Genomic DNA, 24,000 nt, shown 5'->3' on the forward strand with positions numbered 1-24,000 from the left:
TCCTTAAGGCGCATAGGAATTGCATCCCCAGCGCTTGAAATTGGGCACGCGCGGGCATTTGCTAACCTTGGTGATCCACAGGTCGAAAATGCGCGGTTCGCGCAGGCTAGCGAAGTAGCCGATCACGTGCATCACAACCGGCACGGGAATAATCCAGAAGCTCTTCAGCATCAGGAAGGCGATTGTCGTCACCATCAGGTTGATGATGAAGAAATTCATTGTCACGCCCGCAAACATCTGCGGACGGGTGAGCGCGCGGTGCACCGGTTGACGGACGAGATCGCTCATCGCCGCCCTACCCCGCTGCCGACTGGATGCCGGCGACAATTGTGGTCGCGCCGAACAGAATGAACACGCCGATGATCACTGTCGCGCCGAAGCGCCAGTTCATGCGTCCGGTCAGCATCATGAAGCCGATCGCGGCCACGGCCATCACCGCCACGGTGGTTGCCACCGTGCCGAGCAGCGTGCCCTGCAACCACAGCAGCGCCGAATTGATCGGGCCGGATCCGGCCGGGTCAGCCCCCTGCGCAAGGGCCACAGACGGGGTCAGCGCAATCACCAGAACGGCGGCAAGGCGGGCAGGAAGGCGGAAAAGCGACGTCATTTCAGTGTCAGACTTTCGATTGTTGTGTAGCACTTGCGGCGGGCGAGGCGATCATTGCCCCGGCACGCGCGAATGGTTGGCAAGCCGCCCCATGATGGCGGCGACATAGTTTCGGGTCTCGCGGATATTAGGGATTCCCCCTGCCCGCTCCACGCGGCCCGGCCCGGCATTATAAGCCGCCAGCGCCTTTTCGAGATCGCCGTCAAACCGGTCGAGCTGTTCGCGCAGATACCGCGCCCCGCCTTCGAGGTTCTGGAACGGATCGGCGGAATTGACACCGAGATAGCGCGCCGTGCCCGGCATCAGTTGCGCGAGGCCCCGCGCGCCGACCGGCGACACGGCATCCTCACGCCAGCGGCTTTCCTGCCACACCAGCGCTTCCAGCAGGCTGGGCGACAGATCGAACCGTGCCGCCAGTTCGGCCATTTTGGCGGTGTAGCGCGGCGGAATGCCGGCAGCATGGCGGGCGGGATCGGCAATTGCATGTTCGGGCAAGGCCACCCCTTCGAACATTTCCATCGCAGCAGCCGCCGGATCGCCAGCAGCCGGCGCAGCCACCAGTGGCCCTGCCACCCAGCGCGCGCCGCCTGCGTCCAGTTCGAGCACATCGGCCCGCGCCCCGGAAGCGAGACTTACCAACATCGCTGCACAGATAACGCGGCCCGCCGCGGCGAGAATCATGTCTCCGCCCTCCAGAATGCCCCCAATGTCTAACCTAAATGACAAGCAGGTGACAGTCTTGCGAAACCACCTTGTTCAAGAGCAGGCGGCAGGCAGCAAAACGGGCAGGCTGCATCATCTGCAACCCGCCCGTGGCAGCGGTTCGGTGCGACCCGAGGGTCGCCTTTATCACTGCGCCTTTGCCTCAGTCGCGATAGGTCAACTGCCCTGCGCGGGCCGATGCCGGACGGAATTCGCCGCGTTCGAGCATCTTGATCGCCTTGCGTGCCAGCCTGCGCGAATCGGTGGCAGCACCGCCCGCAGTCTCCAGTTCGACCACTTCATGGCAGGCGAGTGCCGCTTCGAATGCTGTGCGCGCCTTGGCATCATCGCCGCGCTGGGCGTGAGCAATGCCGAGGTTGATCAGCACGGCTGCATCATGAGGATTGGCAGCGCTTGCCTTTTCCAGAACGGCAAGCGCTTCATCCCCGCGCCCGGCGACAAGCGGCTGGGCGGCCAGATCGCCCATATGGGCAACCGGCGCGGCATTGAGCGGCGCAGGCAGCGGAGTGGCGGCGAACAGCGCTGCGACAAGAATGGTGACGGACATCGGCAAGTCTCCCTCGTTTCAGGAGAGCATAGTGACTCAGTCAGCAGCGGAGTGCAACAAAACTGAAACATTGTAATTTTTCTGTAATGTAAAACGCCATCTTATTGTTTCCAATGCCTTGTTTTATGAAATGACGCCCTGACCGCAAACCCGGCTTGCGGTCATATTTGTCTTTCTTCGGTCATAATCTTCAAACTGCAACGCAACTGTCATGCTGCAAGAAATCCGTCACGCGGCCACCCTAGCGAGCCTCAGGCGCACCAAATCCGTCGCGCTCAATCGATTCTCGGCACTTTAGGGGACCGCTCGCTGTGAAAAATATTCAACGCACTCTGATTCTGGGTTGCAGCCTGGTTGCTCTGGCTGGCTGTGGCGCGGATGAAATCGTCTCGCCGGGTACCAGCGGCGACATCATCATCAACAACCCGCCGCCGACACCCGCGCCGACCCCGACCCCGACGCCTACCCAGGCGCAGGTCACTCCGGCAGCAGGCTGTCCGACGATTGCATCGACTGGCGGCCTTGTAGATGCCGGCACGATCGACAACACCCCCACTGGCAGCTACCGCGTGTGCCGTCTGCCGGCGCGCTTCACCGCGTCTGACACGCTGCCCTTCATCCGCGGGCTGCTTTACGAAATTCCGGGCCGTGTCGAAGTCGGCGCTGATCGTGGCTTTGCCAGCACCGGCACCACCGTGACCCTTACGATCAACCCCGGCGTGATCCTGTTCGCACAGCAGGATTCCTACCTTGTCGTGAACCGCGGGAATGCGATCCAGTCGAACGGGACTGCCGATCGTCCGATCATCTGGACTAGCCGCGACAACGTGCTTGGCGTCGCCGATGACAACAGCCAGCAGCAGTGGGGCGGCGTCGTGCTGCTCGGCCGCGCGCCGCATTCGGATTGTTCGACCGGCGTGTTCAACACCACCGCCAACCCGAACGCCAACCCGACCTGCGAAGGACGGCTTGAAGGCGCTGCGATTGCCACCCCGTTCGGCGGTGCCAATCGGGAGGATAGCTCCGGCTCGTTCCGGTTCAACCAGATCCGTTTTTCGGGCTTCGAACTGGCGCCCAACAACGAACTCCAGGCATTGACCACCGGCGGAGCGGGTTCGGGTACGGTGATCGAGAACTTGCTATCGTTCAACAGCTCGGATGACGGCGTCGAATTCTTCGGCGGCGTGCTCAACATGCGCAACTTTGCAGTCATCGGCGCGTCGGACGATTCGCTCGATGTCGATACTGGCGCTGACATCACGCTTGATACCGTGATTGCGGTGCAGCGCTCGAACACGGGTGACCGCATCATCGAACTCGATTCGCCCAACGTGTCGGATCGCACCCCGTCCAACGCCATTCCGCAAACCCGCTTCCAGGTGAACAACTTCACCTTCGTGGCGCGTGCCGGTACGCCGCAGGTCATTCAGGCACGCGGTGGCGCCGCGCTGGGTCTGACCAACGGCGTGATCCGCGCTGGCACCAACCACTGCTTCCAGATCGACGAGCCGACGACGCTCGCTGCTCTGATCGGGGTGGACTCGGTGGTCGGCAATTGCCCCGACGGCAACGTCGCGCGCGGCGGTGGGGGCGTGACCAACGATCAAGCGCTGGCTGCGATCAATGGCGGCACCAATAACAACTTCGCCTTCACCATCACGCTCACCAACAATGTGGTGAACGGTGCAGGCGAAACCGGCCGCACGGCATTCAACGCCAACACCCGGTCGACCTTCTTCCCGACCCGCGCCTTCATCGGTGCGATCGAGAACGACGCGGCGCTGACCAGTATCTTCGGCAACTGGACCTGCAATTCGTCGATCCAGAACTTCGGCAGCACCAACGGCAACTGCACGTCGCTGCCGGTCTACCCGGCCTAAGCTGCGGACATGATACCCGAGGGGGTGAGGCCGCAACATAACGCTGCGCCTCCCCCCCTTTTCGCATTTTCGGGCTGCGCCGCAGCCTTCGATACACAACAGGCCAATTTATGAGGGGGTCCTCACCTATGTCGACCGGCACGCGCCTGGCAGGGCTGCTGCTTTTCACCACCGCGCTCACTGTGCCGTCCGTGCTTGCAGCACAGGATACGCAAAGCCCGGATGACACCGCCGTGCAGGCCGAGGGCACGCCGCCGGAGCAGGAAATCCAGGATACCGATATTTCGGTTCCGGGTGGCGGGATCATCGTGACCGGAAGGCGTAACCGCGATCCGGCGCGCAATTCGGGACAGGTGCTCAACGTCTTGTCCGAAGCCGACATAGCCCGCACCGGCGAAGGCGACATTGCCGGCGCGCTGGCGCGTGTCAGCGGCCTTTCGCTGGTTGGCAACGGGCGGGTGTTCGTGCGCGGGCTTGGCGATCGTTATTCGCTCGCTTTGCTGAACGGCCTGCCGCTTCCCAGCCCCGAACCTTTGAGCCGCGTCGTGCCGCTCGATATCTTCCCGACCAGCGTGATCGCATCATCTCTGGTGCAGAAAACCTATTCTGCCAACTTCCCCGGCGAATTCGGCGGCGGGGTGATCAACCTTACCACCAAGGCGATCCCGACCGAGGATTTCCTCACCGTCAGCTTCACCGGTAGCGGCGATACCGAAACCACCTTCCAGAACGGGCTGACATATTTCGGCAGCCGTTGGGACACCTTCGGCTTCGACAATGGCAACCGCGATTTTCCCACCGCGCTGCAAGGCCTGATCGACAGCGGCACCCGCGTCAATGATGCGCCCGCCGATGTGCAACGCCAGCTGGCCGGGCAGATCATGCCGCTCAATCTGGTGACGCTGCAAAAGAACGATGTTCTGCCGATGAACTTTTCTGCCAACCTCACCGGCGGCGGGTCGTTCGAGGTCGGCGATGGGAATTACCTTGGCATTATCGCCACTGCCGGGATCACCAATTCCTGGCGCAACCGTTCGGTCACAAGCCAGCAGTTCGGCGATGCGGAAGCGGGCGACATCATCTTCGATTCGCAGAACTTCATCACCGACAACAAGGTGTTGGTGAATGCACTGGTCGGCGTTGGGCTGGATATCGGCGAACACACGATCCGCTGGACCAACCTGTATATCCGCGACACCCTGAAGACCGCGCGGCTGGCACAGGGCACGGATGCCTTCACCGATGTTTCGCGCCCGTTCGATTTCCAGACCCAGCAGACCGGCTGGTTCGAACGCCAGCTGATGGACACGCAGCTGGTTGCCGAATTCAACTTCGACAAGCTGGAGCTAGATTTGCGCGGCGGCTATGCCCGCACCGATCGCGAGGCGCCCTATAACGCCATCGTCCCCTATATCCGCACCAACATTCCGGGCGATCCCTTCGGCGACAAATACGTGGTCGATGTCGGCGCGCTGGTTGGCGGGACGGAACGCATCCAGGTGGGTTTTGAAGACCTGCAGGAAGAATTGTGGTTCGGCGGGGCAGATGTCACCTATGCGATCACCGACACGCTGTCGTTAACCGCGGGCTATGCCTATACGGAAACCACCCGCCGATCGCTGTCCTTCATCGTGCGCCCGCTGATCGGATCGAGCGCCGATCTCACCACGGCACTGCGCGCGTTGGGCCTGCGGCGTCCGGGCGACATCATCAACGGCGCGACGCTGGCGACCGATGCTGACGGCGTGGGCTTCTTCAACGTGACCGTTTCCGATCCTACGCCGTTCCCGGTGTTCGATGCGGCGCTGACCATTCATGCAGGCTACGGCCTTGCGCGGTTCCGCCCGACTGACCGGGTGAACATCGAAGCCGGTGTGCGCTACGAAGACGGGCTGCAGGTGGCGGCCCCCGATCTGACCTTCGGCGGCGGCAACCTCGCCAACCCGACGCGGATCGCCAATGACTACTTCCTGCCATCGGCCACGGTGACGTGGGAGCCGATCGACGATCTGCAGCTGCGTTTCGCGGCATCGCAGACCATCGCCCGCCCGCAGTTCCGCGAGCTGGTGGAGCAGACTTATTTCGATCCGGAATCCAACCGCCGTTTCCGCGGCAACCCGTTCCTGCAGGATAGCGAGCTGATCAATCTCGAAGCGCGCGCCGAATATTACATGGGCGGGCCCAACCGGGTGAGCCTGGCGGGCTTCTTCAAGAAGATCGACAACCCGATCGAAAACTTCCTGATCACGGCGCCCGGCATCATCGAAACCAGCTATGCCAACGCCCCCGAAGCCGAGCTTTACGGGGCAGAGCTTGATGTCGCCTATGGTATCGATCTGGCCGACTGGGGCGGCCTTTTCGAAACCAAGCAGTTCCTGATCATCGGCAACTACACCTACACCCAATCGAACATTTCGGTGGGTGCGGCTGACCTCGCGCCGATCCCGGGGGCCATCGGCCAGCCCGCCAGCCAGCTGTTCGACGATGGCGCACCGCTGGTCGGCCAGTCGGATCACGTGGCGAACCTTTCGTTCGGGATCGAGGATACCGACAAGGTCCAGCAGTTTACCGTATTGTTCAACTATGCGAGCGAGCGTGTGACTCTACGCGGCGGGGCGCTGCCCGATGTGGTGGAAGACCCCGGCCTGACCATCGATCTGGTTGCGCGTTCCGAAGTGAAACTGGGCGGCGTGCCGGTGGAGCTGAGCTTCGAGGCGCGCAACATCACCGGGCGCGACAACTTCGAGTTCCAGCAGCTGGGCGCCAACCGTGCCGAGATCAACACCTTCGATGTCGGCACCAGCTTCGCGATCGGGATCAAGGCGCAATTTTAAGGGAGAGCCGCCGCCCCTCCGGGCGGCGGCTTCCTCGCTCACACGATCTGACGATCGCATCGCTGCGGGCGCGCGGTCGCGCTTGCGGGCCTTTCAGGCCCGGGTCAGCCCATCAGCGAAATGTGCGAAAGGCCACCCTCTCCCCGATTACCCCAGATCGAAGACGTACCCCAGCGACCTGACCGTCCGCAGCGGGTTGCCGCCACCTGCGGCCTTGATCGCGCGGCGCAGGCGGCCGATCCACACATCCACCGTGCGTTCGTCAATCGGCGGTTCGCGCTTGCCCAGCCCGTTGATCAGATCATCGCGCGTCAGCACGCGGTTGGGATTTTCGGCGAAATAACGCAGCAGCCGGAATTCGTTGGGCCTCAGCACAATCGGCTCCTCGTCCCAGCGCGCCTGCAAGGCTGCCATGTCGATGGTCAGTGCGCCCAGTTCGAACCGCCGCGTGGCAAGCCGTTCGCTGGTGCGCGATTGCAGTGCCAGCACCCGGTCCAGTACGGCGGTGCGGGTGAGCGGGCCGATCACATAATCATCAGCCCCCGCCCGCAAGGCGCGGCGGCGATCTTCGGCATCGTCTTCTTCCAGCACCATGGTGACGTGCGCGTCAGCCGTGCGGGTATCCGATCGCAAGCGGCGGCACATTTCCAGCCCCGCCAGTTCCGGCAGCACCCAGTCGATAAATGCCCACATCGGCCCTTCGACCAAACGCCGCGGCCCATCGGGCCCCAGCCTGTCAAAGGTGAAGCGGCGTTGATCGTGGACGAAATCATCCAGGCTTTCGCCCAACTCGCTCGTCAGGAAGATATTGACGACATCCATGCTGCTTGCCCCGGTTTGATGCCGGAGTGCCGCAGGTGTGTGACGCGTTTATGACGGGATTACAGCGAGGAGTCGTATTCCGAAAAGGAAGGTCAGGACAGCGTCAGGCCGCCATCGACCACCACCGTCTGCCCGGTGATGTAGGATGACAGCGGAGAGGCGAGGAACAGCGCCGCCCCCGCCATATCCTCGGGCGTGCCAACGCGGCGCAGGGGGATCGCCTTGAGCGTCGCCTCCAGCCGTTCGGGGTGATCGGTGGTCACCGATGTGAGCTTGGTCGGCACCAGCCCCGGAGCGATGCCGTTGACGCGGATCCCATCGCGTGCCCAGGCCTCGCCCAACGTCTTGGTGAGGCTCGCCGCGCCAGCCTTCGATGCCGCATAGGCAGGCGTGCCGATGGTCGATTTGAACGCTGCAACGCTGGAAACAATGATGATCGCGCCCTTGGCTGCGGCCAGCGCGGGGTGGAAGGCGCGGGCGGCGTCCATCACCGAATTGAGGTTGATATCGACCACCGCATCCCAGCCCTCGCGGGTGAACTCCTGCCGTCCGTAGCGCACCGTGCCTTGGGAGAGGACCAGCACATCGAGCGGGCCGAAATCCCCCGCCAGCCGGTCAGCCGCGTCGCGGTCCGTCAGGTCAAGCTGGCGGTAATCGAGCCCGGTGAAATCGGCGTCCTCAGCCTCAAGGTAATCGCCATAGTCAGGACGGGTGCCGGTGACAGTAACGCTCGCCCCGCGCTGGCGGAAGCCATGCGCGATACCGTTCCCGATCCCGCTCGACCCGCCGATGACGAGGACGTGTTTGCCGGTGAAGTCGAGGGGTTCGATCATGATCAAATACTCCGCGAGATCACTTCCTTCATGATCTCGTTCGTGCCGCCGAAAATCCGCGTCACGCGCGCATCGCGCCACAGGCGCGCGATGGCGTATTCGTTCATGTAGCCCGCCCCGCCGTGGAGTTGCAGCGCGGTGTCGCAGCATTCCCATTGCAGGTCGGTATGCCACAGCTTGGCAGCGCTTGCCTCGTCTGTCGTCAGTTCGCCCGCGAGGTGCTTGCGGATTGCCCAATCCAGATGCGCCCAGCCGACTTGCAGCTTGGCCTTCAGGTCGGCGAGCGTGAACTTGGTGTTCTGGAATTCGAACACGGTCTTGCCGAACGCCTTGCGCTCCTTGGTGAATGTCACCGCCTCGTCAAACGCCCGCTGCGCTGCCGCCTGCGCGCCGACCGCGATGCTGAGCCGTTCCTGCGGCAATTCCTGCATCAGGTGCACAAACCCCATGCCTTCCGCGCCGAGGATATTGGTCATCGGCACGCGGCAATCGCTGAAGAACAGTTCGGAGGTATCCGCGCCGTGCTGCCCGATCTTGTCGAGGTTGCGCCCGCGTTCAAACCCCGGCGTATCGGCATCGACCAGCACCAGCGAAATGCCTTTCGATCCCAGTTCGGGATCGGTCTTGGCCACCACGATCACGCAATCGGCGTTCTGGCCGTTGGTGATGTAGGTTTTCGACCCGTTGATGACGAGGTGGTTGCCGTCCTTCTTGGCGGTGGTGCGGATGCCCTGAAGATCTGACCCTGCGCCCGGTTCGGTCATGGCAATGGCAGTGATGATGTCACCGCTAACCATGCCGGGCAGGTATTTTGCACGCTGTTCGGGGGTGCCGAGCCGTTCGAAATAGCTGGCCGTAATGTCGTTCTGGAGCGTGAAGCCGGCGGATGATCCGAGGTAAGAGATTTCCTCGGTCAGCACGCAGTTGAAGCCGAAATCGAGACCGAGGCCGCCATTTTCCTCTTTCACTGTCATGCACAGCATCCCGGCGTCACCAACAGCCTTCCAGACGGAACGCGGGACGATGCCGTTGGCTTCGTGTTCGTCCATGTGCGGGGTGAGAGCTTCTGCAAAAACCTTGCGGACAGTGTCGCGGAAAGCCTCGTGGTCTTCGTTATAGGCGGTGCGATAGGAGGTCGCGAGCATGGGGTTCTCTCCGGCAAACAGGTTTTGATTTGCCACGATAGAACAGGGCCGGCGCGCGGCGGTCAAGCGCGAAAGTGGTGGGCGGTCAGACCCGGCTGCACACCACCAGCACATGCAGCGCCGAACCGCCTTCGCTCAGCACCGGGGTGGCCATGCCGTTCGGCAGGTTCCTCAGCACCGGGCGCAGCTGCGGGGGTAGCGACGTTTCGTGGACGAAGGTCTTACGCTCCACCTTCGCGTCCATCGCCTTGCCCAGCTTCACCGCTTCGCTGCACGATGTGATCGCCATGGTACGGCTCTGGAATTCGTCGGCCAGAACTGCACTGGCTGCGACCGATAGCTGCACCAGGTTGTAGTTCGGCAAGGGCGAGGTCCGCTCCTGCTGCGCGGTGGCAGCGGCGGGCGCAAGCGCGACGGTCAGCGCAGCAATGGCAGGCACAAAGCGGATCGTCATGGCGTTCTCCCTCGGCTGGCAGAAAGCTGCGCCTGAAACGCTGAACACCTTATGAATAGAGGGCAATTTGCCCTGTCAATTCAGCCCACAAACGCCCGCTCAATCACGAACTGGCCCGGCTTGTTGTTCGCGCCTTCCTCAAACCCGCGGCGCTCCAGATCGGCGGCGTGATCCTTGATCATAGCCATCGATCCGCACAGCATCACGCGGTCTTCTTCGGGTACGAAGCGCTGCGGGCCCATGGATTGTTCGAACAACCGGCCATCGTCGATCAGCGCCTGAATGCGGCCCTGCGTGCGGAACGGTTCGCGGGTCACGGTGGGAACGTAGATGATCTTGGCGCGGTCTTCGTCTTCGAGCAGCGGATCGCCTTCGAGCCTGCTTTCCAGCAGCTCGCGATAGGCGAGTTCATTCACGTTGCGCACCGAATGCACCACGATCACTTCTTCGAACATCCCGTAAACCTCGGGATCACGCACCAGCGACATGAAGGGCGCAAGGCCGGTGCCGGTCGAGAGCATGAACAGCCGCTTGCCCGGCAGCAGCGCGTCGGTCACCAGCGTGCCGGTCGGCTTCTTGCCGAGGTAGATCGGATCACCCGGCAGGATGTGCTGCAGCCGCGAGGTCAGTGGGCCGTCCTGCACCTTGATCGAGAGGAATTCGAGTTCCTCTTCATAAGAAGGCGAAGCGACCGAATAGGCGCGCAGCAACGGTTTGCCGTTATCGCCCGGCAGGCCGATCATCACGAATTCGCCCGACCGGAAGCGGAAGCTCGCCGGGCGGGTCATCTTCAACGTGAACAGCCCATCGGTCCAGTGATGGACATGGGTGACGGTTTCCACAGAAAGCGCCGCGCTTTCGGTGAATTGGTCGCGGTCGATGATGGGCTGGTTCAAAGCGGGCCTCGGATACAAAGGTCTGCGCCGCCCGGTTCAGGCGGCAGGATGGGGGCGCAAATGGACGACAAGCGCGCCCCCTTCAAGACAGATTAGTGTTAAAGGCTGAAAGCGGGCCTTGATATGCCGCAAATCAGTTCCACCCGGCGCGGTCGAAAATCCGCACCGCTTCGGCCTGATTGCGGCCAATTTCGGCGGCGTTGAGCGTATCCGCCTTGAACGCGCCCAGCTGTTCGACCGCCGAATTGGCCTTGAGGCCGACTGCAGCCGGGAATTCGTTATTGCCATCGGCAAAATACCGCTGCGCACTTTCCGAGGTAAGATATTCGAGGAACTTCACCGCGTTTTCGCGATTCGGCGCGGTTTTGGTTACGCCTGCGCCGCTGATGTTCACATGCGTTCCGTTGCCAGCCTGGTCGGGGAAGATCACGCCCACCTTGTCGAAAATCGCCTTCTGATCGGCATCACCGCCGGCATAGCGTGCAAGGTAATAGGTGTTGACCACCGAAATGCGGCACTGGCCTGCGGCGACCGCATCGATCATCGCGGTATCATTGCCCTGCGGTGCCTGCTTGAAATTGGCGACCACGCCCTTGGCCCAGCCTTCCGCCTCGGCCGCACCCTGATGGGCGATGATGCTGGACAGCAGCGAGATGTTGTAGATGTTCGACGAAGACCGCACGCAGATATCGCCCTTGAAGGCGGGGTTGGCGAGATCGGCATAATTGGCAAGGCCTTCGGGCACGCCCTTGGCCTTGTCATAGATGATGATCCGCGCACGGGTGGACAGGCCGAACCACAGGCCCTGCGGGTGGCGCAGGTGGCCCGGAATGCGTTCAGTCAGCACAGTCGAATCGACAGGGGCGAGAATGCCTGCTTCCTCGGCCCGCCACAGCCGCCCGGCGTCGACTGTGATTAGCAGGTCAGCCGGGCTGAATTCGCCTTCGGACTGGATGCGTTCGATCAGGGCATCGGCATCGGCTTCGATGCGGTTGACCTTGATCCCGGTTTGCTTCGTGAAATCTTCGTAAAGCGCAAGATCGGTGTCGTAATGGCGCGAGGAATAGAGGTTCACTTCGCCCGTGATCGGCACGGCCTCTGCATCACTCCCGCTTTCGGCGCAGGCGGACAGGGTGATGATGGTGGCACAGGCGGCTGCAGCCGCGACAAGGTTTTTCATGGTCAAAGAGGCTTCCGGTTACAAGTTGCGAATGACTTGCAATATAATCTTGGTGCACGCAAGCTCTAACTGCGCACGAAAGCCCGGACGCTTCCGGGATCGGGCAACACGCTGTATTTCTGCGCAGGATCGACCGGCACCAGTGTTTCGGCGGTAATCTGCGTCCCGTCGCCGGTTTCCAGCAACACTCTGGTCCGCGCGCCCATCGGATGGACATCGCGCACCCGGCACCCGCGCTTGTCCGGCACCGGCACCAGCCGGTCTGCCTGCACCAGCAAATCGAATGCCGGGCCATCGGGCAGATCGCCAATCAGGCTGGCCATGGGCCACAGGCCGAAATCCGTATCCAGCACCTGTCCCTTCAGCCCGCCGGCAATCACCTGTGCCCCGCTGAAAATTGCGCCCACGGCGGCGGTTTGGGGTGAGAGGTGAAGGTCTTGCGGGGTGCCGAACTGCACGATCCGCCCGCTGTCCATCACTGCGATCCTGTCGGCAATGTCGAGCGCCTCGGCCGGATCGTGGGTCACCAGCACCACTGTAGCTCCTGCCTCCCGCAGCAGGATACGGCAATCACGGCGAAGCTTGCGGCGCAGCACGATATCGACACTGGCGAAGGGTTCATCCATCAGCAGCACTTGCGGCCCGGGGGCGATGGCGCGGGCCAGCGCAGCGCGCTGCTGCTGTCCGCCCGAAAGTTCATGGGGATAGCGCGCACCCATGCCAGCCAGACCGACACTGGCGAGCCAGCCCTCGACATCGCCATGCAGCGCCTTGGGCAGGCCAAAGGCGACATTGGCGGCGATGGTCATATGCGGAAACAGCGCGCCATCCTGAAACACCAGCCCCACGGGCCGCGCTTCGGGTGGCGGGCTGCGGCGCTCATCGGCCAGCACCTCGCCATCCAGAGCGATTGCGCCCTGTTGCACGGTCAGCATCCCAGCTGCCAGCCCCAACAGTGTTGACTTCCCGCAACCCGACGCGCCAAGCAGGCACGTGATCTCTCCCGTCGGCGCGGCGAAGCTGATGTCCTCCAGCGCCCGCACCTGACCGTAAGCATGGGCAATATGTCGAAACTCAAGGCTCAATGGCTGATCCTGCCCGTCATCATCGGGGGTTCCCGGTGAGCCGCCTTAGGCAATTTGCACGTCTGGAAGCAAGCATCGGCGGCCAGAACGGCCGGTGGGCGATCGCCGCGCTGGCCATCGCCGTGCTGGCAGGCCTGCCGCTGGTCGCAATCGTCTGGGCGTCGCTCGCAGGAGGGGGCGAGACGATCGCCGGGCTCGCCGCCACCGTGCTGCCGACCTACATCGCCAACACCGCGCTGCTGATGCTGCTGGCGGGCGGATTTGCCGCGCTGGTCGGCACAGGCTGTGCGTGGCTGGTTGCTGCGACCGCGTTTCCCGGTCGCCGCCTGCTCGGCTGGGCGCTGGTGCTGCCGCTCGCCGTGCCGGCCTATATCGCGGCCTACATCTATGCCGACATGCTCGATTATGCCGGTCCGGTGCAAAGCACGCTGCGCAGCATCACCGGATGGGGCGCGGATGATTATGCCGCGCCCGATATCCGTTCGCTGGGCGGCGGCGCGCTGGTGCTGGGAATTGTGCTGTATCCTTACGTTTATCTGCTCGCACGCACGGCCTTCACCACCCAGAGCACAACGCAGTTCCGCGCCGCGCGCAGCCTTGGCGCGGCCCCTGCCCGCGCCTTCTGGCAAGTTGCCCTGCCCGCCGCCCGCCCTGCCATTGCCGGAGGGCTGGCGCTGGTGCTGATGGAGGTGCTGGCCGATTTCGGCGTTGCGGAATATTTCGCGATTCCCACCTTCAGCACCGGCATTTTCCGCAGCTGGCTGGCGGCAGGCGACAAAGCGGCAGCGCTGAAACTGGCGGCAGTGATGCTGGTGTTCGTGATCGCGCTGGTGGCGCTGGAAGCCGCCACGCGGCGCGGGCGCAGCGACAGCCGCGATGGCCTGTCCGCGCCTGCCAGCGCCGAACCGCTGGTGGCGCTTTCCCCAACGGGCAAGGCGCTGGCCTTCCTTGCCTGCGCCGTGCCGGTGCTGCTCGGCTTTGTGCTGCCCGCCGGGTACCTTGCGGCCATGGCGCTGGGCGATGTGGCGCAAGCTTCCGCTGGCAATCTCGGCGAATATCTGAGTGGTAGCCTGTGGCTGGGGCTGGCAGCGGCGACCGTGTGCCTTGCCGCCGCGTTGCTGCTCGCCTTTGCCCGCGCCCGATCGCAATCGCCGCTTACAAACGGCGCGATCCGCGTGGCGACTTTGGGTTATGCCCTGCCCGGCGCGCTACTGGCGGTGGGCCTGCTCGCGCCGCTCGGAACCTTCGACCAGAGCCTCACCCGCTTTGCTCGCGACACCCTCGGCTGGGGCGGCGGCTTGCTGCTCACCGGCACCAGCGCGATACTGGTTTATGCCCTGTCAGTGCGGTTTCTGACTGTCGCCTACAACACCGTCGGCAGCGGGCTGGCGCGCATCCCGCCCGGCCTCGACGCCGCTGCCCGCAGCCTTGGCGCGGCGCCGTCCCGCGTGTTGCTGCGCATCTACGCTCCCCTGCTTGGCCCCAGCCTGGCAGGTGCGGCGGCGCTGGTTTTCATCGATACCTTGCGCGAACTGCCCGCCACGCTGATCCTGCGGCCTTTCAACCTCGAAACGCTGGCCACCCGCACCTATCGCCTCGCCAGCGACGAACGGCTGGTCGAAGCCTCGATCCCGGCGCTGATCCTGCTGGCGGCGGGACTGCTTCCGGTATTAGTATTGAACCGTCTGGGGAAAAGGTAGGCGGAAAGTGTAACGCCAGCCTGTCAGTTGGGCTTGTCCGACGGGCTTCAACCGTTCACAAGACGCTCCACATGGCACGCTTCCCATTTTCCGCGATCGTCGGTCAGGACGAAATGAAACAGGCGCTGCTGATCGCCGCCGTTGACCCTAGTATTGGCGGGGTGATGGTGTTCGGTGATCGCGGCACCGGCAAATCCACCGCAGCGCGCGCGCTGGCCGGATTGCTCCCGCCGATCATGGCGGCAGAAGGCTGCCCCTATGGCGCTTCGAAGGAGGATCAGGCGCGCTATCCCGATGTCTGCGGCACCGGCAAGATGGTGAAGCGCGCTGTGCCCTTCGTCGACATGCCGCTGGGCGCAACTGAAGACCGCGTGATCGGCAGCCTCGATCTGGAACGGGCGCTGCGATCGGGGGAGAAGGCGTTCGAGCCGGGCCTGCTGGCCAAGGCGCACCGCGGGTTCCTGTATATCGACGAAATCAACCTGCTCGAAGATCATCTGGTCGATCTGCTGCTCGATGTGGCGGCATCGGGCGAGAACGTGGTCGAGCGCGAAGGCCTGTCGGTCCGCCACCCGGCCAAGTTCGTGCTGATCGGCAGCGGCAACCCTGAAGAGGGCGAGTTGCGCCCGCAATTGCTCGACCGCTTCGGGCTTTCCGTGGAAGTGCGCAGCCCCAAGGATATCGAAGTGCGCATCGCAATCATGCGGCTGGTCGCCGAAAACGAGCGTGATCCGGAAAGCTTTGCCGCACGCTGGGCGGGCGAGGACGAGGCGATCCTCAAGCGTGTCGCCAAGGGCAAGGCGCGGCTGGCCAAGCTGGAAGCGGGCGAGGATGTGCTGCGCGATGCCGCCGAACTGTGTCTTGCGGTTGGCGCGGACGGGCTGCGCGGCGAACTCACCTTGATGCGGGCAGCACGGGCCTTGGCAGCGCTGGAGGGCGCAAAGAAGGTCACCCGCAAGCATCTGACCGCGATTGCCCCCTCGGCGCTGCGGCACCGGCTGCGGCGCGATGTGCTCGATGAAACCGGATCGACTGTGCGGATCACGCGGGCAATGGCCGAGCTGTTCGGATGATCCCGGACGCCAGCGTTGCCACTGCCGATCCGCTGGGAGATGCGGTGCTGGCGGCGCGCTTGTTCGCTTTGGCGCCGGGCATTTTCAAAGGGCTGACATTGCGCGGTGGCAGCCCGGCGCGTGATGCTTTGGTGGCAGCGCTGGGCGATACAATGGCGCTGCGCCGCCTGCCCGGCCACGTTGATGACGAACGGCTGCTGGGCGGGATTGATCTCGCCGCCAGCCTGTCTGCCGGCCGTCCGATCCGCCAAACCGGGCTGATCGAGGAAGCACAAGGCGGCGCGCTGATCGCTGGCATGGCGGAACGGATGGACGGCGCAATCGCGGGGCGGCTGGCCCAAGCCCTTGATGACGGTCAGGTCGCGCTGGTCCTGCTCGATGACGCTGCCGAGCCCGAAGAAGCCCCGCCCGCCAGCCTGACCGAACGTCTCGCCTTCACCTGTGACCTTGCAGCCTCGAGGGAATGGCGCGGGGTGGAGCTCGCCCCGGCTTTGGGCACGCTGGCGCAAGTCGCGCCGCTGGAGACGCAAGCCCTGCGCGCCCTTGCCGCCACCGCCGAAGCGCTCGGAGTGGACAGCTTGCGAGCGTTGATCTTCGCAGGCGAAGCCGCGCGCGGGCTGGCGGCGCTCGACGGACGGGCTGCGGCAAGCGAAGCCGATCTTTCCGGCGCAGTCCGCCTTGTCCTCGCCCCGCGAGCCACGCGCCTGCCGCCGCAGGAACAGGACGCGCCGCCCGAAGACCAACCGCCACCGCCCCCCGATGGCGAACGAGACGATCAATCCGAAAGCGAACAGCAGCAGCAGGAAATCGACCTCAGCGAACTGCTGGTCGAAGCAGCCAAAGCCTCGATCCCCGCCGATCTCCTCGCCCAACTCGCGCAAGGGAAAGCTCCGCGCCGCTCTAGCAGCAGCGGCACCGGGCAGAAACGCAAGGCAGCGACCCGCGGCAAGCCCTTGGGCGCACGCGCCGGAATGCCGCGCGGCGGGGCAAAACTGGCGCTGATAGACAGCTTGCGCGCTGCCGTGCCGTGGCAGGCTGTGCGGCGCAAGGAGCTGGGGGGCGAAGCGGGCGCTGATGCTGCCTCCCCCATCCTGATGCGCAAGGAAGACCTGCGCATCCGCCGGTTTGAAGAACGCGCCGCCCGTGTCACGATCTTCGCGGTCGACGCCTCAGGCTCCGCCGCAGCGGCGCGGCTGGCCGAGGCCAAGGGAGCGGTCGAACTGATGCTGGGGCAGGCCTATGTCACCCGATCCGAAGTCGCGCTGGTCGCCTTTCGCGGGACCACCGCCGAACTGATCCTGCCCCCCACCCGCAGCCTCACGCGGGCGCGGCGGGCGCTTTCCGAACTACCCGGCGGCGGCGGCACGCCGCTGGCGCTCGGCCTCAACGTCGCGCGCGAGGTCGCCGAAGCGGTGATCGCACGCGGGCGCAGCGCGGCGCTGGTGATCCTGACCGATGGCAGAGCCAACATCGCCGCCGATGGCTCCCCCGGCCGCCCGCAAGCCAAGCTGGACGGCGAAGCCGCCGCTCGCGCCATTGCAGCGCGCGGGATTGATGCGCTGGTGGTGGATATCTCGGCCCGCCCCGGCCCCGAAGGCGCAGAACTGGCGCGCGCGCTGGATGGCCGCTTCCTCGCCCTGCCCCGCGCCGATGCGCGGATGCTGCAAGCCGCGATCAACGCGGTGCAACCTGTCGGCAAAGCGGCATGAGCCACCTCGACTGGAACCGCGAAGGACTGATCTGGCCGCACCGCGATGCCAGCAGCTTTATCGAAATCGGGGGTGTGCGATGGCACGTGCAGCGCATGGGTGCCAAAGTCGATGGGCGCGCGCCGCTGCTGCTGCTCCACGGCACCGGAGCATCGGTGCATTCATGGCGCGATCTGATGCCGCTGCTGGCGCAGACCCACGAGGTCATCGCCGTCGATTTGCCGCGCCACGCCTTCACTACCGGTCACAGTGCTTACGCCATGAGCCTGCCCGCCATGGCAGGGGAGATTGCGGCGCTGATGAAGCATCTCGGCGTCACCCCCGCCGCGATCATCGGCCATTCGGCAGGCGCGGCCCTGGCGCTGCAACTGGGCCTCGCCCACGGCCACACCGGCCCCGTTGTCGGCCTCAGTTCCGCGCTGCGCCCCTTCCCCGGCCCCTTCGCGCAGATCTTCCCGGCGGTGGCCAAAGCGCTGTTCATCAACCCGCTGGTGCCGCGCATTTTTACCGGCAGCATCGACCTTGTCGGCGGCGCAGGGCGGTTCCTGTGGCGATCGACCCATTCGCGGATCGATGATGCGGCGATCGCCTGTTACGCCGCGCTGCTGAAACACTCTGGCCACGCGGGCGGCGCGCTGGCGATGATGGCCAACTGGGATCTGCCCGCCCTGCGCGAACGGATGGGCGACGCAGCAAACCCGGTGCTGATGATCCACGGCGGCAATGATCCCGCAATCCCGCCCGGCTGGGCGCGCGAGGCGCAAGGCTGGCTGCCCGATGCGCAGCTGGAGATACTGGCAGGCCTCGGCCACCTCGCCCACGAAGAAGCGCCGGAGAAAGTCGCCGCGCTGATTGCTGCATTTCTGGCAGAGCGGATATAATCCGGCGTTCGTGCATTCTTGGATGGTCAGGCACCGCGAATCAGGAACGACCGGCAATGAACAATCTGGGCTGGATCGAAATCGTGATGTTCTACGGCATCGCAATCGGCTTTGGCGTGTGGCAATTCTGGAAAACCGACCGCTTGCTCAAGCGCACCCGCGCCGAGAATGCGGCGAAGAAGGCAGCCGAATGCGAGGGCAATGATCGTCCGCTTGGAGCCGCCAAGCAGAAAGACCAGCCCTTAAGCAAGCGGCCCTGAATTCAACGTTGGATCGCGTCTTTCCAGTTCCCAAAAGCAGTTATAGTTTTGGGACATGATGATCCGTCCGTTTGAAGCCGCCGACGCCGAGGCGCTAGCGACGCTATTTCATGCCTCGGTTCGCAAAGCGGGCATTCGGGACTATTCCGCTGATCAGGTCGCAGCCTGGAGCCCTTCGAAACCTGACGCTGCCAGCTACTTGCGGCAAGCTGCCGGGCGAACATTTCTGGTAGCAGTCGATGACGATAACCGCCCCATTGGCTATGGTGATTTGGAGCCAGACGGTCACATCGATCATCTATACTGCCGCCCTGACATGGTGGGGACTGGGATAGGATCGGCGATCTATGCCGCACTTGAGGCCGCCGCGAGACGAGCAGGGGTTTCCCATCTTTTTGTAGATGCGAGTGAAGGCGCCCGTCGACTGTTTGAAAGTCAGGGCTTCTGCGTGGATGCTCGAAATGTCATCACAATCGGCGGCGTATCGATCCACAGGTACCGAATGTCGAAGCGAATCGAATAGCCAGCTCAACGGTCAGTTTTCGATCAGAGCACAATAGCGGGACATCCGCCGTCCGACTCACCTGCTGGCATGAGAGGCAGATCTGCTCGAACCTGTAAGTTGCATGGCAGCTTTAGCCTCGCCGCCGCCAAGATCGGAAATGCGCAGACCGAACACATTGTTGCCGTCGTGCAAGGCCTGGTATCTCAGGCCAGTGACTTGCTGTGCGACCGAGGCGTGATGGTTCGCCATAAGCATCGCTACCCCCTCCACTTCGGGCACGAGATTGCCGGCCGCACTTAGGTCAACAAATGCAATTCAGTCGCAATACAAGCAGGGGAGACACCTTGGACCCGCCGGCCAGCGGGTCGTAATGGTATTGACTCTCATTCGCAATAAAGACACAAGCGCGGCGTTCCCCGTCACTTCGACAGAAAGTCGCCAACGTGCCCTTCATCAACAAGCTTTCTCTCTCTGCGGCCCCACTCGCAGTTCTTGCCGCCGCCCCTGTTGCCGCCGAAACTGCAACAACCGCCGAAGCCGAAGCCCAGCAGCAGACCGGCCGGATGACCGTCACCGCCACCCGCACTCCGGTGCTTCAGGAAGAAGCGCCCGCCACGGTCACGGTCATCACCAGCGAGGAAATCGCTGACCAACTCGCCACCGACATCAAGGATCTCGTCCGCTTTGAACCCGGCGTCACTGTTCGCCGTGCGCCGGCCCGCTTCGGGGCTGCCATCGGTTCCACGGGCCGCGCAGGCAATGAAGACATCGCCATTCGCGGGATCGGCGGCAACCGCGTGCTGATCCAGGTCGACGGCATCCGCAGCCCCCAAGGCTTCAGCTTCGGTCCGCAAAGCGCCGGGCGCGACGGGTTTGCCGATATCAGCCTGGTGAAGCAGGTCGAGATCCTGCGCGGCCCGGCCTCGGCGCTTTACGGTTCGGACGGGCTGGCGGGCGCGGTCAGCTTGGTCACGGCTGATCCGGTCGATATCATCAAGGACGCTGGCGTTGGCGGCTTCGTCTCGACGCAATACGCGTCCGAAGACAATGAATTTGCCCATACCGCGACGCTCGCGGGGCAAAGCGGCAACTTCTCGGCGATGGTCGCCTATAGCCGCCGCGACTTCAACGAACTGGAGAACCGCGGCACCACCGGCGGGACTGGCCCTTTGCGCACCGCGCCCAACCCGCAGGATGGTACAAGCGATGCCGCGCTCGCCAAGCTAGTGTGGAACAATGGCCCGCATCGCATCCGTCTGACCGGCGAATGGCTGGAAAGCGCGGTGGAAACCGAGGTACTGACCGGCATCGGCCCGGCCTTTATCTTCGGCCCCGCGCCTGTGTGGAACGTCGATGCTCTGAACGCTCGGGACACCACTCAGCGCAAGCGTGCCTCGCTCGACTGGACCTTTGATGGCTCGCCCGGCGACGCGATCGAATATGCCTTTCTTTCGGCCTATTGGCAGGATGCCGAGGACCGCCAGTTCGCCTTCGAGGAGCGCACCAGCCTCACCGCCACCCCCGCACCCGATCGCGAGCGGCTCAACACCTTCGAGAACCGCGTTTATGGCGCGGTCGGCGAAGCGCGCAGCAGCTTTGACTTCGGCGGTATGAGGCACCGCATCGCGCTGGGCGGCGATATCAGCTGGACCCGGCAGGAAGGGCTGCGCGACGGCACTGTCCCCGGGCGCGGCGAAAGCTTCCCCACACGTGCCTTCCCCGCCACGGATTTCACGCTGGGCGGGCTGTTCGTCTCGGACGAGATCAGCCTGTTCGGCGGCACGCTGACCCTGTTCCCGGCGTTCAGGTTCGACTTTTACGACTTGAACCCGACTGCCGATCCGCTGCTCACCGCCTTCACGCCCGCAGGCCAGAGCGACAGCCGCCTTAGCCCCAAGCTCGGTGCGACGGTAAAGCTGGCCCCCGACGTCATCCTGTTCGGCAATTATGCGCAGGGGTTTCTTGCGCCGACGCCTTCACAGGTGAACAACTTCTTCGAATTCATCGCGGGCGGCTATACCTCGATCCCCAATCCCGATCTGCGTCCCGAAACCAGCGAAAGCTGGGAGGCGGGGGCGCGCTATGTCGCGGACGTGTTCTCGCTTCAGGTGACTGCGTTCCGCGGGAACTACGATAACTTCATCAGCCAGCAGGTGGTGAGCGGCGCTTTCACCCCGCAGAACCCGGCAATCTTCCAGTTCATCAATTTCGACCGTGCGCGGATCGAAGGGGTGGAAGCGCGCGCCGAGATGAAGCTGGACAGCGGCATCACCGGCCGTCTCGCGATGGCTTATGCCAATGGCGATACCATCGATCCGGCGGGCAACCGCACACCGCTCGACACGATCGACCCGTTCAACCTCGTGGGCAGTTTGGGCTACCACCAACCTGGTGGGCGGTTCGGGGGCGAACTGATCCTCACCCACAATGCCCGCAAGGGGCGCAGCGAGTTGGATCGCGGCGCGGATGGCAGCGATCTGTTCGTGCGACCGGAGGCTTCGACCACCCTTGATCTCACCGCCTTTTACGCCGTGACCGATGCGCTGAAGCTGCGCGCGGGGATCTTCAATCTGACCGATGAAACCTACGCCCTGTGGTCTGACGTGCGCGGGCTGCAGGTGGCCGATCAGGGCATCCTTGATGCCTTCACGCGCCCGGGCCGCAGCGTCAGCCTTTCGGCCAATTACCGCTTCTGACAACCATGGAAGGACGAACCATGACCTTACTGCACAAGACCCTGCTTGCATCCGGCCTCGCGGCTCTGGCGCTGAACGCGGCGCCCACCCCGGCGCTTGCCGACGGCCCGATCGTGCAATCCGCCGAGGCCGCCAAGACCGCTTTCGAGGAAGACCGCAAGACGATCCTCGCCATGGCGGGGGACTTCAAGGTGACCTTCGATATGCAGGAATCGACCCCCTGGACGGAAGGCTACACGCCGCTCGAACGCAAGATCTCGGGGGGGTATGAAAGCGTTCGGGTGATCGAGGATACCGGCACCCGGATCGTGCTCCAGCACCTGCTGGTGACGGGCGACGAGGCCAATACCTATGTCGTCAAGCACTGGCGACAGGACTGGGAATACCAGCCCGAAAGGATCCTCGCTTACAAGGGCGGCGACACCTGGGAATGGCAGGCTGTGCCTGAAAAGATGCGTTCCGGGCGCTGGTCGCAGACGGTCTGGCAGGTCGATGACAGCCCGCGCTATGCCGGGTGGGGCGAGTGGGAGACGACGCAGGGCATCCGCCGCTGGCGATCGAACTGGACCGCGCGCCCGCTCGCCCGGCGCGATGCGATCAGGAGCCCCGTCTATGATCACTACATGGGCATCAACCGCCATCAGTTGACCCCGACCGGGTGGGTCCACTGGCAGGACAACACCAAGATGATCACCCCGACTGACGGCGCGGGCGATGCCAAGCCAGTGGTACAGGAATATGTGCTCAACACCTACGAACGGTTCAACGGCTATAATGTCGCGGCGGCCGAGAGCTATTGGGAAAAGACCAGAGGTTACTGGGACGCGGTGCGCGGCAAGTGGGATGCGGTGGCGGATGCCAATGGCGGCATCCGCATCGCCCAGGAGCCGCAGGCGGGCACCACCATCGCAAATGAGCTGATGGCCCTCGCCGATGCGATCAAGGACGGGAAGGAGACTCCCGAGGCTGCCAGCGCCAAGGCTCTCGCCCTGATCGAAGAGGGCACCGCGCATAAGGGCGGTTGAAAAATGGCACTCCGCGGGCCGGCGAGTAGGGTGCTTGCCGGTCCGCCATGGAGCAACATCGGGCCGCAGGTTTCCTTCCGCCTCACGCCATTTTACGCCAAAAACGATTGACCCCAAACCGGACGCTTGCCCTAGCTGACCCCCATTGCACCGGCTTGCTGGCGCAGCTGTGCCGCGCTGCCCGGATTGGCCTTCACCGCAGCCTCCAGCGCCGCTTTCGCCTTGGCCGGTTCACCCAGCGTCATGCGGCTGCGGATCAGCATTACCCAGCCATCAAGGTTCTTCGGCTCCTGCTGAAGCCGCGCTTCCAGCTGCGCGACCATGCCTTCGGCCATCTGGCGCTGCTCCGAAGGCTTCATCGCGCCTGCCGCCGCCACATCCGCCGCGCTGGGCCCGCGCACATCGGGTGATGCCGCCGCGCCCGCAATGCTGCCCGATCCCGGCGCGAGCAGGGCAGGCTTGCGATTGCCCTGCGCCGCCGCGATCCGACCTGCCACATCGATGCTGTTCATCTGCCCGACCTGTTCGATGGTGCGCACCAGATCGGCCTCCCATGGCGCACCTTGCGGGCTATCGGCCAGCAGATCGAGCCACGCGGCAATCGCGCCTTCGTGATCTTTCTCGATATCTTTCTTGGCGGCGAGGAAATAGCGCGCGCGCGGATCGGTTGCATCCAGCGCCAGCGCCTTGTTGAACGCTGCCAGCGCATCGGCGGGCAGCGGATCACGCTCGCTCGCCAGCACCAGCGTCTCCCCCAGCGCCGACCACAGCACCGCTTCATCGGGCGCAATCTCAACGGCGCGGCGATAGGCGGCGGCGGCTTCGGCATAGTTGCCCTGGCTGAAATAGGCGAAAGCCAGATCGCCCCACGGCCCCGCGTCATCGCCCGATGCCTCGGCTGCGGCGCGCAATTGTTCGATGCTGGGCGGCGCACCGGCCTCTGCCGGCGGGGCGGCATCGCCTTCGCCGCTATAGACATTGTACCCGATCGAGCCTGCCGCCAGCAGCAATGCTGCCCCCAGCAAAACCCAGCCCGCTTTCGATGATCCGCCCGCAGGCGTCTGTTCCGCTGAAACCATGCCCGGCTGGCTAGCATCCCTTGCAAAATCGGGCAATTCGCTCTGGTATCAGAGGGGGTTTTCTCT

The 24,000-nt window shown here is 64.0% G+C and carries 22 protein-coding genes; 10 read left to right on the top strand and 12 right to left on the bottom strand.

Going from position 1 to position 24,000, the window contains the following annotated elements; genetic code table 11:
* Window positions 1-3 precede the first annotated feature (3 nt).
* From IP79_RS12905 to IP79_RS12920, 4 genes are all read right to left on the bottom strand, one after another.
* On the bottom strand, window positions 4-288 hold the full coding sequence (locus IP79_RS12905) for a type IV secretion system protein VirB3 (RefSeq protein WP_054119716.1): 285 nt from the start codon (window positions 286-288) through the stop codon (window positions 4-6).
* Window positions 289-295: 7 nt separating this feature from the next.
* Entirely contained in the window at window positions 296-607 is a 312-nt protein-coding gene (locus tag IP79_RS12910) for a TrbC/VirB2 family protein (RefSeq protein WP_054119717.1), read from the bottom strand.
* 51 nt (window positions 608-658) lie between these two features.
* A complete protein-coding gene (locus IP79_RS12915) occupies window positions 659-1,288 on the bottom strand; it encodes a lytic transglycosylase domain-containing protein (protein ID WP_082337215.1) in 630 nt (209 codons plus the stop codon).
* A gap of 184 nt (window positions 1,289-1,472) precedes the next feature.
* Complete coding sequence (locus IP79_RS12920; RefSeq protein ID WP_054119718.1) at window positions 1,473-1,877, bottom strand: tetratricopeptide repeat protein; 405 nt, start codon at window positions 1,875-1,877, stop codon at window positions 1,473-1,475.
* Between the two features lie 311 nt (window positions 1,878-2,188).
* Between IP79_RS12920 and IP79_RS12925 the strand changes: the two genes are divergently transcribed.
* Together IP79_RS12925 and IP79_RS12930 are read left to right on the top strand one after the other, a co-directional pair.
* Window positions 2,189-3,757, top strand: a complete 1,569-nt coding sequence (locus IP79_RS12925) for a hypothetical protein (RefSeq protein WP_054119719.1) — start codon at window positions 2,189-2,191, stop codon at window positions 3,755-3,757.
* Between the two features lie 128 nt (window positions 3,758-3,885).
* A complete protein-coding gene (locus IP79_RS12930) occupies window positions 3,886-6,591 on the top strand; it encodes a TonB-dependent receptor domain-containing protein (protein WP_054119720.1) in 2,706 nt (901 codons plus the stop codon).
* A gap of 147 nt (window positions 6,592-6,738) precedes the next feature.
* Here the strand turns inward: IP79_RS12930 and IP79_RS12935 are convergent, their stop codons facing one another.
* The 7 genes from IP79_RS12935 to IP79_RS12965 form a co-directional block, all read right to left on the bottom strand.
* A complete protein-coding gene (locus IP79_RS12935; RefSeq protein WP_054119721.1) occupies window positions 6,739-7,413 on the bottom strand; it encodes a response regulator transcription factor in 675 nt (224 codons plus the stop codon).
* Between the two features lie 92 nt (window positions 7,414-7,505).
* Window positions 7,506-8,246: an SDR family NAD(P)-dependent oxidoreductase gene (locus tag IP79_RS12940; RefSeq protein WP_054119722.1), complete on the bottom strand. Its 741-nt coding sequence runs from the start codon at window positions 8,244-8,246 to the stop codon at window positions 7,506-7,508.
* A 2-nt stretch (window positions 8,247-8,248) separates the two neighbouring features.
* On the bottom strand, window positions 8,249-9,391 hold the full coding sequence (locus IP79_RS12945; protein ID WP_054119723.1) for an acyl-CoA dehydrogenase family protein: 1,143 nt from the start codon (window positions 9,389-9,391) through the stop codon (window positions 8,249-8,251).
* 85 nt (window positions 9,392-9,476) lie between these two features.
* On the bottom strand, window positions 9,477-9,845 hold the full coding sequence (locus tag IP79_RS12950) for a hypothetical protein (RefSeq protein ID WP_054119724.1): 369 nt from the start codon (window positions 9,843-9,845) through the stop codon (window positions 9,477-9,479).
* An 80-nt stretch (window positions 9,846-9,925) separates the two neighbouring features.
* A complete protein-coding gene (locus tag IP79_RS12955; protein WP_054119725.1) occupies window positions 9,926-10,741 on the bottom strand; it encodes a ferredoxin--NADP reductase in 816 nt (271 codons plus the stop codon).
* A 133-nt stretch (window positions 10,742-10,874) separates the two neighbouring features.
* Window positions 10,875-11,921 carry a Fe(3+) ABC transporter substrate-binding protein gene (locus IP79_RS12960; RefSeq protein ID WP_054119726.1) on the bottom strand — a complete coding sequence of 349 codons (1,047 nt, stop codon included), beginning with the start codon at window positions 11,919-11,921 and terminating at the stop codon, window positions 10,875-10,877.
* A 65-nt stretch (window positions 11,922-11,986) separates the two neighbouring features.
* Complete coding sequence (locus tag IP79_RS12965) at window positions 11,987-13,006, bottom strand: ABC transporter ATP-binding protein (protein WP_233994206.1); 1,020 nt, start codon at window positions 13,004-13,006, stop codon at window positions 11,987-11,989.
* A 35-nt stretch (window positions 13,007-13,041) separates the two neighbouring features.
* Between IP79_RS12965 and IP79_RS12970 the strand changes: the two genes are divergently transcribed.
* From IP79_RS12970 to IP79_RS13010, 8 genes are all read left to right on the top strand, one after another.
* Window positions 13,042-14,706, top strand: coding sequence for an ABC transporter permease (locus IP79_RS12970; RefSeq protein ID WP_233994207.1), 1,665 nt, complete (start codon window positions 13,042-13,044; stop codon window positions 14,704-14,706).
* Between the two features lie 71 nt (window positions 14,707-14,777).
* Window positions 14,778-15,779, top strand: coding sequence for a magnesium chelatase ATPase subunit I (gene bchI, locus IP79_RS12975; RefSeq protein ID WP_054119728.1), 1,002 nt, complete (start codon window positions 14,778-14,780; stop codon window positions 15,777-15,779).
* The gene (locus IP79_RS12980) at window positions 15,776-17,488 is read left to right on the top strand and encodes a magnesium chelatase subunit D (RefSeq protein ID WP_054119729.1); all 1,713 of its coding nucleotides are present in this window, start codon (window positions 15,776-15,778) and stop codon (window positions 17,486-17,488) included. The genes bchI and IP79_RS12980 overlap by 4 nt, the downstream gene beginning before the upstream one ends.
* The gene (bchO, locus tag IP79_RS12985; protein ID WP_054119730.1) at window positions 17,485-18,369 is read left to right on the top strand and encodes an alpha/beta fold hydrolase BchO; all 885 of its coding nucleotides are present in this window, start codon (window positions 17,485-17,487) and stop codon (window positions 18,367-18,369) included. Before IP79_RS12980 ends, bchO begins: the two co-directional genes overlap by 4 nt.
* A gap of 56 nt (window positions 18,370-18,425) precedes the next feature.
* Window positions 18,426-18,629 (top strand): hypothetical protein, encoded by a 204-nt coding sequence (locus IP79_RS12990; RefSeq protein WP_054119731.1) that lies wholly within the window; start codon window positions 18,426-18,428, stop codon window positions 18,627-18,629.
* 55 nt (window positions 18,630-18,684) lie between these two features.
* Window positions 18,685-19,152, top strand: coding sequence for a GNAT family N-acetyltransferase (locus tag IP79_RS12995; protein WP_054119732.1), 468 nt, complete (start codon window positions 18,685-18,687; stop codon window positions 19,150-19,152).
* A gap of 425 nt (window positions 19,153-19,577) precedes the next feature.
* On the top strand, window positions 19,578-21,830 hold the full coding sequence (locus IP79_RS13005; protein WP_233994208.1) for a TonB-dependent hemoglobin/transferrin/lactoferrin family receptor: 2,253 nt from the start codon (window positions 19,578-19,580) through the stop codon (window positions 21,828-21,830).
* A gap of 20 nt (window positions 21,831-21,850) precedes the next feature.
* Window positions 21,851-22,855: a DUF6607 family protein gene (locus IP79_RS13010; protein ID WP_054119734.1), complete on the top strand. Its 1,005-nt coding sequence runs from the start codon at window positions 21,851-21,853 to the stop codon at window positions 22,853-22,855.
* Between the two features lie 131 nt (window positions 22,856-22,986).
* Here the strand turns inward: IP79_RS13010 and IP79_RS13015 are convergent, their stop codons facing one another.
* Window positions 22,987-23,934, bottom strand: coding sequence for a tetratricopeptide repeat protein (locus IP79_RS13015; protein WP_054119735.1), 948 nt, complete (start codon window positions 23,932-23,934; stop codon window positions 22,987-22,989).
* Between the last annotated feature and the right edge of the window lie 66 nt (window positions 23,935-24,000).

The organism is Porphyrobacter sp. AAP60 (assembly GCF_001296025.1).
Taxonomy (GTDB): domain Bacteria; phylum Pseudomonadota; class Alphaproteobacteria; order Sphingomonadales; family Sphingomonadaceae; genus Erythrobacter.

Coding starts and splice junctions, on each gene's coding strand:
- IP79_RS12915 (WP_082337215.1), bottom strand. CDS start 1,288: ATGATTCTCGCCGCGGCGGGCCGCGTTATCTGTGCAGCGATGTTGGTA.
- IP79_RS12905 (WP_054119716.1), bottom strand. CDS start 288: ATGAGCGATCTCGTCCGTCAACCGGTGCACCGCGCGCTCACCCGTCCG.
- IP79_RS12910 (WP_054119717.1), bottom strand. CDS start 607: ATGACGTCGCTTTTCCGCCTTCCTGCCCGCCTTGCCGCCGTTCTGGTG.
- IP79_RS12980 (WP_054119729.1), top strand. CDS start 15,776: ATGATCCCGGACGCCAGCGTTGCCACTGCCGATCCGCTGGGAGATGCG.
- IP79_RS12950 (WP_054119724.1), bottom strand. CDS start 9,845: ATGACGATCCGCTTTGTGCCTGCCATTGCTGCGCTGACCGTCGCGCTT.
- IP79_RS13010 (WP_054119734.1), top strand. CDS start 21,851: ATGACCTTACTGCACAAGACCCTGCTTGCATCCGGCCTCGCGGCTCTG.
- IP79_RS12920 (WP_054119718.1), bottom strand. CDS start 1,877: ATGTCCGTCACCATTCTTGTCGCAGCGCTGTTCGCCGCCACTCCGCTG.
- IP79_RS12995 (WP_054119732.1), top strand. CDS start 18,685: ATGATGATCCGTCCGTTTGAAGCCGCCGACGCCGAGGCGCTAGCGACG.
- bchI (WP_054119728.1), top strand. CDS start 14,778: ATGGCACGCTTCCCATTTTCCGCGATCGTCGGTCAGGACGAAATGAAA.
- IP79_RS12935 (WP_054119721.1), bottom strand. CDS start 7,413: ATGGATGTCGTCAATATCTTCCTGACGAGCGAGTTGGGCGAAAGCCTG.
- IP79_RS12945 (WP_054119723.1), bottom strand. CDS start 9,391: ATGCTCGCGACCTCCTATCGCACCGCCTATAACGAAGACCACGAGGCT.
- IP79_RS12960 (WP_054119726.1), bottom strand. CDS start 11,921: ATGAAAAACCTTGTCGCGGCTGCAGCCGCCTGTGCCACCATCATCACC.
- bchO (WP_054119730.1), top strand. CDS start 17,485: ATGAGCCACCTCGACTGGAACCGCGAAGGACTGATCTGGCCGCACCGC.
- IP79_RS13015 (WP_054119735.1), bottom strand. CDS start 23,934: ATGGTTTCAGCGGAACAGACGCCTGCGGGCGGATCATCGAAAGCGGGC.
- IP79_RS12930 (WP_054119720.1), top strand. CDS start 3,886: ATGTCGACCGGCACGCGCCTGGCAGGGCTGCTGCTTTTCACCACCGCG.
- IP79_RS12990 (WP_054119731.1), top strand. CDS start 18,426: ATGAACAATCTGGGCTGGATCGAAATCGTGATGTTCTACGGCATCGCA.
- IP79_RS12940 (WP_054119722.1), bottom strand. CDS start 8,246: ATGATCGAACCCCTCGACTTCACCGGCAAACACGTCCTCGTCATCGGC.